The organism is Shewanella sp. SG41-3 (assembly GCF_014164545.1).
Lineage (GTDB): Bacteria > Pseudomonadota > Gammaproteobacteria > Enterobacterales > Shewanellaceae > Shewanella > Shewanella vesiculosa.
Genome location: NZ_JACJFJ010000002.1, coordinates 161,501 through 175,724, shown reverse-complemented (window position 1 = coordinate 175,724; position 14,224 = coordinate 161,501). Strand labels below are relative to the sequence as shown.

General features: G+C 40.9%; 11 protein-coding genes. 4 read left to right on the top strand and 7 right to left on the bottom strand.

From position 1 onward, the window contains the following. Positions 1 to 45: 45 nt before the first annotated feature. Complete coding sequence (locus H5164_RS04040) at positions 46 to 723, bottom strand: AhpA/YtjB family protein (RefSeq protein WP_124017621.1); 678 nt, start codon at positions 721 to 723, stop codon at positions 46 to 48. A 162-nt stretch (positions 724 to 885) separates the two neighbouring features. Between H5164_RS04040 and serB the strand changes: the two genes are divergently transcribed. Further along, complete coding sequence (gene serB / locus H5164_RS04035) at positions 886 to 1,872, top strand: phosphoserine phosphatase SerB (RefSeq protein WP_182754893.1); 987 nt, start codon at positions 886 to 888, stop codon at positions 1,870 to 1,872. Between the two features lie 106 nt (positions 1,873 to 1,978). Next, the gene (locus H5164_RS04030) at positions 1,979 to 2,887 is read left to right on the top strand and encodes an alpha/beta hydrolase (protein ID WP_182697869.1); all 909 of its coding nucleotides are present in this window, start codon (positions 1,979 to 1,981) and stop codon (positions 2,885 to 2,887) included. 35 nt (positions 2,888 to 2,922) lie between these two features. Here the strand turns inward: H5164_RS04030 and H5164_RS04025 are convergent, their stop codons facing one another. Continuing rightward, complete coding sequence (locus H5164_RS04025) at positions 2,923 to 5,307, bottom strand: PilZ domain-containing protein (RefSeq protein WP_182754891.1); 2,385 nt, start codon at positions 5,305 to 5,307, stop codon at positions 2,923 to 2,925. A 425-nt stretch (positions 5,308 to 5,732) separates the two neighbouring features. On the opposite strand from H5164_RS04025, the gene radA reads away from it, so the two are divergent. Further along, positions 5,733 to 7,112: a DNA repair protein RadA gene (gene radA / locus H5164_RS04020; protein WP_182697871.1), complete on the top strand. Its 1,380-nt coding sequence runs from the start codon at positions 5,733 to 5,735 to the stop codon at positions 7,110 to 7,112. Positions 7,113 to 7,197: 85 nt separating this feature from the next. Here the strand turns inward: radA and H5164_RS04015 are convergent, their stop codons facing one another. From H5164_RS04015 to H5164_RS04000, 4 genes are all read right to left on the bottom strand, one after another. Then, positions 7,198 to 7,563, bottom strand: a complete 366-nt coding sequence (locus tag H5164_RS04015; protein WP_124017616.1) for a PilZ domain-containing protein — start codon at positions 7,561 to 7,563, stop codon at positions 7,198 to 7,200. Positions 7,564 to 7,721: 158 nt separating this feature from the next. Next, a complete protein-coding gene (locus tag H5164_RS04010; RefSeq protein WP_259396747.1) occupies positions 7,722 to 8,999 on the bottom strand; it encodes a YjiH family protein in 1,278 nt (425 codons plus the stop codon). Between the two features lie 436 nt (positions 9,000 to 9,435). Next, positions 9,436 to 10,383: a U32 family peptidase gene (locus H5164_RS04005; RefSeq protein ID WP_182754887.1), complete on the bottom strand. Its 948-nt coding sequence runs from the start codon at positions 10,381 to 10,383 to the stop codon at positions 9,436 to 9,438. A gap of 9 nt (positions 10,384 to 10,392) precedes the next feature. After that, positions 10,393 to 11,394, bottom strand: a complete 1,002-nt coding sequence (locus tag H5164_RS04000) for a peptidase U32 family protein (protein ID WP_124017613.1) — start codon at positions 11,392 to 11,394, stop codon at positions 10,393 to 10,395. 140 nt (positions 11,395 to 11,534) lie between these two features. Here H5164_RS04000 and H5164_RS03995 point away from each other — a divergent pair, with 140 nt between their 5' ends. Continuing rightward, entirely contained in the window at positions 11,535 to 12,044 is a 510-nt protein-coding gene (locus tag H5164_RS03995) for an SCP2 domain-containing protein (protein WP_182754885.1), read from the top strand. A gap of 467 nt (positions 12,045 to 12,511) precedes the next feature. Here H5164_RS03995 and H5164_RS03990 read toward each other — a convergent pair whose 3' ends face one another. Further along, complete coding sequence (locus H5164_RS03990; RefSeq protein ID WP_182754883.1) at positions 12,512 to 13,960, bottom strand: ice-binding family protein; 1,449 nt, start codon at positions 13,958 to 13,960, stop codon at positions 12,512 to 12,514. Positions 13,961 to 14,224: the final 264 nt, after the last annotated feature.

Below are 14,224 nucleotides of genomic sequence, written 5' to 3'. Positions count from 1 at the left end.
GGGCACTCATTAGAGTGCCCATTTTTTATGTCTGTATTTTATTCTCTATGTTTTAGGTTCTTGTGGGCCACTTTTAGGCTCGTCAGCGTTTACCAAGGCGATCTTCTTAGGTTTTTTACGCAACTTAGCTTGGGTCTTACGTCGATCAAAATCGGCACGCTTAAATGATAATGCTCGCGATAATAGCAAACCAATAAAACCAGCAACAATCAACATCATCTGTTGTAATTGCATGTTTTGTTCATGCAATATTTTGATTTCGTCAAAAAAGATATCAAGGTTCAAACGTACTTCAACATAGCCTAAATTGTTTTCATCCTGGATGACATTTTCAATTAACGGAGGATATGGTTTTAATAAGCCTTTTAATATTTCTGAATCAGCTTCTAGTTTTTCATAAGAGACGCTCTGGGCGAAGGCCAATCTGACGCCTTGAGAATTATAGATATTGACCGACATAACTTTAGGGTCAGCAGCTAGCGCAGAGGCAAGCCATTGAAGCTGCTCATCATTTTGCAAATACATTGCAGGAGCTGCACCATTAGCAGCTTGTTGTGCTAATAGTCTTGCCATTACTTTTGTCTGCGAATTTAGTAATTTTTGACCATTACGTAAACTCGATTGCCACAAATAGATTAGGCCGAAGATCAGCACTATTGCCACGATAATTTGCACAATCCTGCTGATTTTTTGTCTTTTCTTAAGACCTTTAACAAAAATCACTTTAATCCTCAGGGTTTTTTCTATTTAATTGGGGGCTGTTTTGGATGCATTATTTGTCTAACAAGCACTCAGTACCAATCCAATTACAGAGAATTATCAAAAAGCTATACTAATCGAAAAATTTGTCAGTAGATAGTCGTAACATTCTAAGAGGCCGTATTGATGCTGGAAAAATGTGATAACGCTTTATTAAACTTTTTATTTTCAGATACTTGTGATACATACCAACATCTAGGCAGTGTGTTATATCGCTATCAAGAGTCAGAATATTTATTGAGCTTGCAAGCTCATTTACCTTACCGTTGCCGAGTTATTTTTAATGGCGAATGCTCAAGTGAGATTGAGTCATGGCTCTCTTCAATATCAACTGATGCTCATGTCGCTAAGCTTGTGAGACAGAATGATTTATTTGGCTTTGAACTAGCAACTCAGACCGTAGATGAGCAATGGATAGCATCATTTCCACATAACATTCCAGCTGAAATTGTGCTTATTCAACAACCGCTAGCACGTCTAAATCAACCTGGATTGCTCGTCATGGATATGGACTCCACAGCCATTGAAATTGAGTGTATTGACGAGCTGGCTGCCATGGCTGGTGTTGGCGACGAAGTGGCAAAAGTAACCGCAAGTGCAATGCGTGGAGAGTTAGATTTTGAGCAGTCTTTAAGGCTGCGAGTGAGCAAGCTTGCCGGGGCTGATGCGGCGATTATTCAGCAGTTATGTGATACCTTGCCTTTAATGCCCGGTCTTGAAACCATGCTAGCCGAGTTAAAAGCGCATCAATGGAAACTGGTGGTTGCTTCCGGTGGTTTTACACCTTTTGTTGGCCACTTAAAGCAGTTACTTAATCTTGATGCTGCCTTTGCCAATGAGCTGGTTATTGTTAATGGTAAGCTAACCGGTGAAGTCACTGGTGATGTTGTTGATGCGCAATATAAAGCTAATGTGGTGAGTCAATGTGCACAACAATGGGCTATCGCATCAGGCCAGCGAGTGGCTATTGGTGATGGTGCTAATGATATCCCAATGATTCAGGCCGCAGACTTGGGGATAGCATTTCATGCAAAGCCTAAGTTAATTGAAGCCGCAGATGCATCAATACAAAATATCGACTTACGAGCATTGGTTTTTTGTTTACAGCTTTAACGATTGGCGCTTACCGACTAAATATAGAATTATTACTCTATTCTAGTTGTGTTTCACTGCAGTAATGTTAGTTTTATAATCAATATTACTAACATAACTGCTTATTTTGACAATAGATATCCTCCAAGACTCATTATTCATTCCATATCGTGATGGCCAATTGCATTTGCGTCATATTCGCCCTCCGTCGCCGACGGCATTAGGTATCCCTATCTTGATGTTGCATGGGGCTATGTCTAACGGGAAAGTATTTTACAGTGAAAAAGGTCGTGGGTTAGGCTGTTTTTTGGCAGCTGCTGGCTTTGATGTTTATGTAATGGATACCGCGGGTCGAGGCTTGAGTGAGCCTAGAATTAATCGTGATTTCACCTTGGGCCAAGGTGAGGTTATCCGTGAGCAATTACCTTTAGTGCAACAATTTATTCTGCAACGTCATCCTTTAGTTAATAAAGTTCATTGGTGTGCTCATTCATGGGGGGGAGTATTAATGGCCAGCAGTTTGGCTCGGTATACTCATTTGCAATCAAGTGTAGCTTCGTTACTAACCTTTGGGTCTAAACGGACCATCAAGGTGAAATCACTTAAGAAATGGTTGATGGTCGATTTTTTTTGGAATCGCTTTGCGCCATTATGCATAGCTAAGCAGGGATATTTTAATGCCAGTCGACTCCGCGTTGGTATGGATAACGAGAGCAGTGCGTCCTTATTACAAACCATCGATTGGGTTAGGGGAGAGTGGATTGATCATGATGATAGTTTTCATTATGCTCAAGCTGCTGAAAAAGCCGTTTGGCCACCAGCGTGGTTTATTGCGGGGAAAAATGATCGTGTATTAGGCAATCCGTCAGATGTACGAGATATGATTGATGAATGTGGTTTTAGCCAGATAAAGTACACCTTGCTCGCCAAAGAAAAGGGTAATTTATTGGATTATGATCATGCAGGAATGTTGACGGATCGACATGCAGAGCAAGATCACTTTGTGCAAATTAAGCAGTGGTATTTGACACTGTAACGCTAGCGGTTATTTTATCCTTGCTTGAGTATTACCTAGGCTGCAGGCATTAAGCTAGGAAAACGGAGTTCAACTTCAGCAGTAATATCTAATAGTTCACCTGAACCAATCACTCTCCATAATTGCTCTTCTAGGTGCTTTGCTCTGTGGTTAGCATGAATGTGGATAAACTCTAGCTCGCGTCGAATATAGCTCATATCAGGCTTATCTGTTGCCCCTAAGTACACTCTTAATGCCACAAAGCGCCCAGCTTTTTTACTTTGGGTGATAAAATGAATTTGCTGCTCACGATCACCGATTTCAGATTTAAGTTTACATTGGATCTGTACTGTTCCTCTAGCGTGGCGAGTCAGTTGCATAAACACTTCAAAGAAAACCATATCCTGATTCGGTTTCATTAATTTGATAGGGTCAATAATCTTTTGTTTCAGTAGGTTATTTTCCAGCAGCGGCATTAAATTGTACTGCAGTACTTTGTCACTATCTTGGGCAAATAAGTGGCTAATTTCATCCGTCGTTGTACCAATACCTATGTAAGCCATTTGTGCTGATTTTACTGTTTTTTCGATAAAATATGGTACACCGGGTAACTGGCGCATGAACAGGTTTTTCATGCCATCAGCCAGCTCTTTTTGCTGACCTTCATGATCGGATAGTTGCTCAAACTTCTGTTTGTTGTGGGCAATTAATTTACTTAAAAACTCCACGCCATCATGGGGTGTATGGCCTATTAAAGCGCTTAAATGCAAAGTCTTTCCACCCATTCTGCTGCGGATTAACTGATAAGGTAAATGGGTTAAATTGGCTTTGCCTGCTGCCGCTTGTAGACGTGGAAACGATAATGTTACCGCACCAGGTTCATTAAAATCCGTCGAAGTTTCAAATGTGAGTTGTAAACCTCGACTCGAAATATCGTGAGTAATACCGGTGGCTTTTTTATCGCCTTGCTGAATTGTGATTGAGGTTTTAAAGGCGAACCGAGCTTCATGCCGTCGTTCACTAAATGGCATTGATACTTTTTTAATGCTGTGTTGTTTTGTTTTTGCTTGCGAAAATATCTTTAAACCATTTACATCGGATTTATCAAACCAACTTTGATAGTCTTCATTTGCTTCTTTATTTGTTAAGTCAATTAATTGTAACGTATGGCTAAATTGAGCTAATTGTTGTTCGGTAAGTTCGCCATATCGAGCATCATCACCCGGTAATGTAGAGTTTTTATAATTCTTACTATGATCGATAGGCTGCATGACAATTCTAAACACTCGCCAGCTCGCTTTGGTAGAGGCAAAACCTAAAAATAGATTAAGATTTTTAGTTGCTCTGAGCTCTGCTAATGTAGCAGAGTAAAAATGCACTTTCCCATGGGCGCTATGAGTAAAACTGAATAAGTAACAATGTTCATTATTGTCTGGATGTTTAATTAATTGGGTCAAGCGGCGAGTATTAATGAAACTCGGTAGCTGGCTAATTTGATTTTCATCTAGAAAATAATGTTGGATCGGTTGATTACCTCTGCCGAGCAATTCATATGCTATCAGTGGTTTTCCGTCAACAATGGAGATATATAATGGTAAATGGGTTAGTAATGGTAAGTAATGACGCTCATAACCTAAACCCGTAGCCGTAACAATGACATCGTTGACATCCACTTTATAGCGGAATTTATAGCTGCGGATCAGCTGTGATAGCAAGTTATCTAATGCTTCTCCACCACCAAGTCTTTTCAGTCTAAAAATCGCTGTATTGTCTTTATTTTGAACATCAACTATTTGATATTCAATGCCATGCTGTAGCTCTTCTACATAAAACTCATCACTGACTTCAAGCAGTTTAATTTTAACTGGTTTGTCTTGATCCAGTTGGTGTTTTAATGGCAACTTAATCCGCGCACCGCCCACAGATAAATCTAGTGTCATACCATTAACTTCGGGTATTCCTTGCTGAGAAACCAGAATTCGAATGCTATAATTCATTCGTTCTTCGCAGCGATTAAAGTAACTTCCGAGTACGACCCCAGGGATTAAAAATGGATTGTCTTCGCCAATAGCCTCAGCAGGAATATTTTCTCTTAATTTTATGCGTCGCAGCTTATGGGCTTTAATAACCTGTTCGTATACCCCTAGAGTATATTGATTGCGGTATAAAGGCAGTGCTTGCTCTAAAGCCTCCTTAGCGGGTTGGTCAAGGAAGTGCTTTTGATTAGCGATAACGACTTCTTTGCAAGGGAGTTCTGTTTTATCTCGTAAATCTATAATTCTGTTACACAATGATGAGATACGGTTGAGCTCCATTTTCAGAAGAAAACGGGTGGAATTTGATTCGTCAGCAGTTAACTGCTCAAAAACGTCCTGAAAATCAGGTTCCATGAACAGAGGTTTTAGTTGTTCGATTAATGCACTGTGGTTATCTAAACTCATTATTTTGTCGTTTTAATTGTTTATTGTGAGTCTGGCTAATAATTTTATCGGCAAGAAAGTGCTGATCTTTATAGTAATATAGATTTGAACCTTGTTCGAGAGTTATGCTGAAATGATTTTAGGGCTAATTATTTTACCGTTCAGATGAACATAGTGTCTTAACGGTATCGTGGTGTTGCTTGAAGCTTATTCATAATGGCTTAGCGTTTGTGTACATGGCGTGTGGGCAAGGTGTTAATCGTAAAGAACTCTGTAAAGCTGATTGTTATTATTGTCTTATGAGTGGTTTAAGCCGTTATAGTTGTATTGATGAGCAGCTGGTATGACTAATAGAGAATGATATGTTCACAGTGATTATCGATTGGTCCTCAGACCTAATAGTATCAATCTTATTGTATTAATTGATTTGCAACATGGGAATTAACATGGCAAAAGCTCCAAAAATGGCATTTGTTTGTGACGATTGCGGCCTAGATTATCCTCGTTGGCAGGGACAGTGTCGTTGTGGTGCGTGGAACTCTTTAGTGGAAATGAAATTATCTGCCACAAAAAGCACTACTTCTCGTACTTCGGTATTGGGATACGCCGGTGCTGCTGGTGGTGGTTCAAAAAAACTCAGTGAAGTTGAGTCACAGGATGCTGAAAAAAGACTTACTGAGATCGGTGAATTAGACCGAGTGCTTAGCGGTGGTTTGACCACGGGCTCGGTGAATATTATTTCCGGTGATCCTGGCGCAGGTAAAACGACCTTGTTATCTGATCTAGTGGCCCGAATGTCACAGTCGATGGCATCATTATACTGTACTGCAGAAGAGTCATTATCGCAGTTTAAAAACCGAGTTAATCGTTTAAAGCTTCATTACAACGAAGATAACTTGTTTTTGCTGTCTGAAACCAGTGTAGAAGCTATTATTGAGGAATTAGAAGCCAAGCAAATCAAGTTTGCGGTGATTGACTCTATTCAAGCGGTCGTCACTGATGCCGCCAATGGCAGCCCTGGATCGCCTTCACAAGTTAAAACGGCGGCGCAGGCATTTACGCAATATTGTAAAAAAAATAATGTCACCATGTTCATTATTGCTCATGTGAATAAAAATAACGAAATTGCTGGACCGCAAACCTTAGTGCATATCGTGGATTCACTGTTACATATCGACACTAATGATGGTCAAATTCGCACTTTGCGCGCCAATAAAAACCGTTTTGGTGATGTTGATACCGTGGGCATATTCCGCATGAGCGAACGCGGTATGGTGAGCGTAGATAATCCCAGTGAGATATTCTTATCGGGTTCTACTACAGAGTCACCTGGCTCGACTATTACCTGTATTCGTAAAGGTAACCGTAATTTACTATTAGAAATCCAATGCTTAACAACTGAAACTGAATCAGAATTTCCCCAGCGTGTATGTGTGGGGTTAAACATGAATCGGATTAAAATGTTAACCGGTATTTTGCGTAAACATACTAAAACCAAAATATTCCACGACACATTTTTTAATATCGTTGGTGGGTTAAAAATTGATGAGTCAGAAACCTGTATCGATTTAGCGCTAGTGACAGCATTATTGAGCAGTTTAAATGACTTTGTGGTGCCAAGAACCACTTGTATTATGGGTGAGTTGAGCTTGAATGGTGATGTGCGCCCAATTGATAGCGGAGTGCCCAGAGTGAGAGAAGCAGCGCAGCATGGTTTTACGGAGATTTTTATTCCATTTCGTAATTATCATAAAACCATGGAAGGGCTCGGCGCAAAAATCATCCCAGTTAAAACTATCCACGAGTTACTTGAGCTGATTAATTAATTTTCGAGTGATACAGCGGGCTATTGGTATAAAAAAGGTAAGTCATTGGCTTACCTTTTTTACATCTCATGGTTTATCTGCAAGCTTAAGGAACTGGTGTGATTAACGAGGTAAGCTCACGATCTAATAATTCTGCATCGCCCATATTGAGTTCGATAATACGGCGCAGATGAGTAATGCTGTCAACATCAATATGAGTGCATTTTAAGCCAAGATGTTCTGGGGTCTTATGAACAATTTCCGCCTCCATGTGCAGTTCAATATCAGAATCGGCTAACACAAACGCTAAGGTTAAAATGGTATGTAGCTGACCAGTATAACCTGCTGGCAGTTCTACTAGAGCGCCATTGAGACTTAAATCTAAAATTTTAGTGCGCCAAGTTTGTTCTGTTTGCGCAAGATGCGCACTGGCTGCAAATAAAATACGAGAAAATTTACGTCTGTTGTCCATGGTTCACCCTTAGTCATCAATATGGCTATGGTACATAGCCAATGCTTATTTGTTAAGCATACTCGATTTATCTCGGTTACGCAGAGAATATTTTGTATAAAAAAGGAGCGCAATGCGCTCCTGAGTTGATATTAAGATGTTATGTTTAGTTGCGCCTACTAAATCAGTAAATGGCCCATTAATGCAATAATAGGAAGCGTTACTAATGTCCGTAGGATAAAGATAACGAACAACTCAAAAAAGTTCACCGGAATTTTACTACCAATCAAAAGAGCACCCACTTCACTCATATAAATAAGCTGAGTGACAGATAATGCCGCAATGACAAAACGGGTTAAGTCAGACTCAATAGAGCTGGCCAATATAGATGGAATAAACATATCGGCAAATCCCACCACAATTGTTTTTGAGGCTTCAGTGGCTTCAGGAATATGCAGTAGCTCTAACAGTGGAATAAATGGCATACCTAAGTAGTTAAAAATTGGTGTATGTTCAGCGAGCACTAACGCTACGGTACCAATAGCCATAACGACTGGAATTACTCCAAAAATCATATCAACAACGTTTTTCATCCCTTCTGTTAGGACATGTTTAATGCCACCAGCAGAGGATGCTCGTTGCATTGCTTGTTCAAATCCCCACGAAAAGACACCGTGACTAGCAGGAATTGTTTCATCATCTTCATGGCGTGGGGTGTCGTCGATATACAGATCTTTTTTCCATGATAACGGCGGTAATTTCGGCACTATGATAGCGGCGACAAATCCTGCCAAACACACAGTGAGATAGAATGGTACAAACAAGTGCTCAAGTTTTACTTGCGATATAACCACTAGACTGAAAGTTATCGATACAGCTGAAAAAGTGGTACCAATAACGGCTGCTTCTCGTGCCGTGTAGAAACGGGTTTCGTATTGTTTGGTGGTCATTAAAATGCCCACACTGCCGTCACCTAACCAAGATGCCATACAGTCAATCGCACTGCGTCCGGGTAAATTGAATATTGGACGCATCACTTTGGTTAATAATGTGCCAAAAAACTCCAATAAACCAAAATTGAGCAATAGCGGCAATAACATGCCTGCAAAAATAAACACTGAAAATAGTACTGGCACTAAATCATTTAAGACTAAACCACCCGTTGCCGATGAAGTAATCGCATCAGGTCCCATCTGCAAATAAACCATGACAATAAAGACCGCACCTAATATCCGCACGGCTAACCAAAATAAATTTACTTTTAATAAGGTGCGTAAAAAAATATTTTTACGCACAAATTTAGGATTCATAAGCTGGGTGAGCAATGAGGCTATTGCCATAAATACAACGATACAGGTCACAATAAGCTGAATCGAACTGCCCATTTGGTTTTGCAATGCTTTTGAAATGATTGCAATTGGGATAGTAATCGAACCATTGACAGTGATAGGCGTCATAAACAGTAACAAACCAATCAGTGACGGAATGATAAAGGTAAGAATTGTTTTAATGTTATGTTTTTTGTGTGTCACGTTAAATACACCTTACGTATTTGCTGTAAGTTGGCCAGCTTGGCTATCCAACTGTTTCTTATGGACAGAGATTGAATGTCCATTCAGTTGTGTTTTTTGGGTAGGCAAGGTTACCCCCTTCTTTGCTGTATGTAAAATGATAACTTAATCGAATAGATATTAGTTAAATATGAGTAGATATTTACTTTACGGGAATGATGTTGTACATGATAAATAACTAATATAATCATTTGGTTAATGATTTGTTTCTGGAGTGTTTCAGCTTTGAGTGTGTGAGTTTTTAAGTCGCTTGTATGCCATTAATGAACATGAATATTATCATTGTTATGAGTGGTTGCATCAATGGCAATCGGCTGAGTTTTTATGACGGAAACACAGTTTCTTGGTTCTCTTGGCGATAGTCCATGCCCGGCAATCCGAACCAGTAACCATTGCAATGATGATGAATGATTGCAGTATGCTGCTTGTGATTAAATTGTTGATTGAATAGTTCTTCAGTATTAAATGGGTCGTTTGTTACCTGTTGTAGTGCGCTGGCAAGCTCAGAACCCAAGTCAATATCGGTTAATTTGTTGGGTGAAATCCGCCAATAGTCCACTCCCATGGTGATCATCTGGGGAATTTGGTTAATCAGATTTATTTGCGCCGCTGATTGAGTTTGAATGCCATTTAAGCGTAATAAGGGCTGCGACTCTTGAGTTTGAGCCAATAAACCTTTGCTGTGGCGTTGGCAAATCGTTTGGCATTTATCTTTCGGTAATTGGTAATGCTTAGCGGTAAAGCAGCGCGCTGAAAGAGCTAGCGGCATATAGCCGTGGCCGAGCACTTCAATTTCAAACTTGGGTTTATCACCTTGATTGATGATACGACTTAACCACTGTTGAGATAACTCACATGGCATAACAAAGCGGAACATGCCTTTTTTATGCAGTAAATCCAGACTGGCCCGATTGTAATTATTAATCATTGGTCCGCACACAAAAGGAACTTTGGCTTGCTGTGCATAATGTACTGCCGCCATATCATTAGCTTCAATACTAAAGTCACCATTCTCAATCGCTTTTTTTAATTCATTGAGCTCTGATTGTGCTTCTATTAGTGCCATGGTCGATAACACCACATGTTTACCATGAGACTTAAGCATATTCGCCAGATCAAGATAGTCGTTAAACTTGAGTTCGCGGCGACGACTGCACACGGTTTCACCTAAGTAAACAGTATCAATATGACTTAATGCCACTTGTTGATAGAAAAGCTCAACGTCAGGTTTTGACCAGCAGTAGCTAATTGGAGCAAGAGATATTTTCATTCTGTAACCTTATTGCCATTGACGCTGATAAGCGCCCAATGTGGTGATTTGTCCTTCGGATACTTTAGCCAATGCTTGCGTCCATTGTGGTTGTTCGCAAAAAGAATCGGGATTGGCCAAATAAGTGTCGATAGCACTGCGCCAAACGTGGGTCACTTGACTTACATAAGCAGGGCTGCGCTGACGTCCTTCAATTTTGAGTGATTTGATGCCCGCTTTAGCGAGTTCAGGTAATAAGCTTAAGGTGCTTAAGCTGGTGGGTGATTCGAGTAAATATTTTGCATCTTGATCGTATTCAGCAACATATCGACCCTTACAGACCACGGGATAGCCCAGTTGTTGACTCGCATCGGCTTTATCGATTAACACATTATTCAGTCTGGTTAATTTATCACTGCCACTGTCTTGCCAGCGAACATGATTCGCGGGAGAGCATGAGCCACCGGTATTCGGGGATTGACCTGTAACATATGATGATAAATGACAACGTCCTTCCGCCATGATGCACAAACTACCAAACGCAAAGACTTCCAGATCAACAGAGCTGACTTTCGCTAAATCCCGAACCTGCTTTATTGACAGCACTCGTGGTAATACAGCCCGTTCAATATTAAAAGCTTGTTGGTAAAATGACAGCGCTCCGAGGTTGGTCGCACTCGCTTGCACCGATAAATGCAACGGAAGGTGTGGATAATGCTGGTGGGCATAATCGAGTAATGATAAATCGGCAACGATAAGCGCATCCATTTCTAATTGTGCTGCTAAATCAACTGCTTGATACCAGCGATGTTCCTCACCGGGTTTAGGGAAGGTGTTTAGGGTTAAAAACACCTTTCGGCCTTGGTTATGGGCTAAGTGAGTCGCTTGAGCTAGCTGTGGGGCAGAAAAGTTTAATCCTGCAAACGAACGCGCATTGGTGTCATCTTTTAGTCCAAGGTAAACCGCATCAGCACCGGCATTGAGCGCGGCTTTGAGTGACGCTAAATTACCGGCGGGGCATAAGAGTTCCATATTGGTGTTCTCATTTTTTTCAAAGAACAGGAGTGTAAATGTGATTGAGTTAACATGATTTGATTTAAAACAGGTTTCGTTAGATAAATTACCAGTAAACTCACTTGATTATTGGCTCTATTTTCAAGTAGGTACTCTCGATGGCTCAAGCATTATCACAACAATTATCGCAACATTTAGCGCAAAAGGTATTACATTTTGCACCTCAGATTAGTCGCCGCTCGCTCAGTGTCATGCCAGAAACATTAAAAATAGCCGCGATCAATACACTGCTTAATCGAGTGTTAGCTGAACAATTGCAGTCAGATGAACTCGATTTTCTCAAACACAAGTGGGTGGGGATTTGTGTTGATGATATTGGTTTACGTTTTGAGGTGGGGATTGCTCAACAATTACAAGTACGATCGTTTACTCAGCCTGATGTGACTTTAAGTGCCAATGTGCCGGAATTGATATTAGTGGCCGCGGGGATAGAAGATCCTGATACCTTATTTTTTCAACGTAAATTACGTATAGAAGGGGATACTGAGTTAGGGTTACAAGTTAAAAATCTATTGTTATCTATTGAATTAGATAACTTACCCAAACCCGCTCAGATCGGCATCGAGCAACTGGCAAAAATGCTCCACATGTTAAGACCCAGTGAATAGTTTTGCTTGTTTGACCATGAAAAACGGCGTATTTTGCGCCGTTTTGCCGATGCTAGGAACATAAGATTAGATGCTCAATATTAGCGAATCAAGATGAGATACAAGCGCAAATCCTGACGTTATCATTTAACCGTGAGTAGAGTAGAGTACAGTAGATTCAATCAGTGATCGATCTTATCGCGCTATAGGCGTTAGTTTAAAGTAATGCGCTTAATGGCGCGAATTAACCTACAAGCTGGCGTGGATAAGTGCAGCATGCGTATAGTTCTCTATCGTGGTAGTCAGTGCTATAAACCGTTCCCGCTAGCTTGTATCCTATTAGTCTTGCGCACATCACCTATATGCTTTTTAGCTCTTTATGACATAAAAAATCCGCTAAACCAGGTTTAGCGGATTTTAATGTTATGACGCATGACGTCATGGATTGCGAGCGCTAGGCTATTGCTAGTGTTCGACTATTACGACAGTTATTCAGTAGGTTGAGTCACGATATTGTGGTCTAAAGTGACCGCTGTTTGTGACATTAATCTGCCGTTAATCGTTGCATCTGTGTTTATGCTGATGCCTTTTTCAGCTAAAATAACTCCTTCAAAATGCGCTGTGGTGTCAAGTGAGACTCCCGCACTTCCGCCAACCTGCCAGAAGATATTTTTTGCCTGAGCGCCACCTTGTAAATTAATACGACTGGCTGCTGCTTGAGTAAGGTCACCTGCTATTTGGAAAATCCACACGTCGTTGGCACTGCCAGAAACAGCAATGTCAGTCGAAATCAACACACCTGAACTCCACTTATATAAACCTGGCTCTAGTGTCATGCCACTGATATCACCAGCGCCTAGTTCGGTATAGTCAGGTAAGGTTCTGCCAGCTGCATCGTTATAGGCTGTGCCCATATCAAGTACTGCGTTGGCCACTAGGGTGTTATCTTCTGCTGCGCCAGCAAAACAAGTAATTGCACCGCTGCCCGTATAAGCAGCATCAGCACCATAAATAGTCCCGCTGATTTCATCACAAAACACGTTATCCATCGCTGCAGCTGTTATTGGGCTTGAACCTATATTGCCTGTAATAGCAGACGCTGGAATATTGGTGATTCCAGTCTTAGTCAGAATAGCAAAATCACCCGAAGTGTTTAACTTCACTGGTTCAGGCCCCATAGCGGCAACATCACTGGTGGTAAAGCTCCAGCTGAAATTAGCTGCCAATAAATTTGCCGGCATCGCTAAATCGCTAATAGCCGTGGTCAGAGTTGCGGTATAAAGTGTATTGGCCGCTAAATTATCGTCTGGATTAAACGTTGCGCTTGTGCCTTGAACGCTAATCACACCAGCGACAAGATTTGTCCCGTCACTTAGGGTAAAGCTAGTACCGTTTAGCGTATTAGGAGCAAGTGCTTCACTAAACTCAGCTGTCACATTTCTATTTAAGGCAAAGCTCTGTGCGAGATCGGCTGGGGAGTTTGATACAACCTGTGGGGCAATAACATCGGGTAATGCAGAGGTCGTAAATGACCAACTAAAACCACTGGCAAGCGCTATGCCTGCCGTATTTGTGACTTCAGTGGTGATAGATGCTTGATACAGAGTGTTATGGGTAAAATCACTGTTTGGAGCAAATACGGCAGTATGACTTGTTTCATCATAAGAAACTGTGCCTAACACGGCGGCTTGATTCGGAGCCATTAAGGTAAAGCTGACATCGTTAATCGTCTGCTCGTTCATCGCTTCGCCGAAGGTTGCGGTGATTTGTTGATTGATCGCCACATCGATAGCAAGATCACTTGGGTTACTGGCATTAATAGTCGGCACAATGGCCGAGTCAGTATTATTGTCACTATTACAACCAGCGATTAAGGTAAGCAACAATATGCTGCCAGCCCATATTGGCGGGGTAAAATTATTTTTTCGTATATGCATTGTTATATCCTTGAAAAACTTAAGATCACATTACAAAGAATGTTGCGTCATATTGTCGGTTATTAAACCGATAAATGGATTTGTCTTTGCTGCTTGGAGGGGCTATGTTTGGCCCACACATTGGTGGGCATTGTTAGCAAACATGTGAACGGTAAAATGGCTTATAAGCGAAAACCTTTCACTAATAAGTACCTAAAAACACAATAGTGAGGTGTTTTTTAGGTCATTGGGAAACAAGCTGTCTGTCTCCCTCTTTTGGTCCTA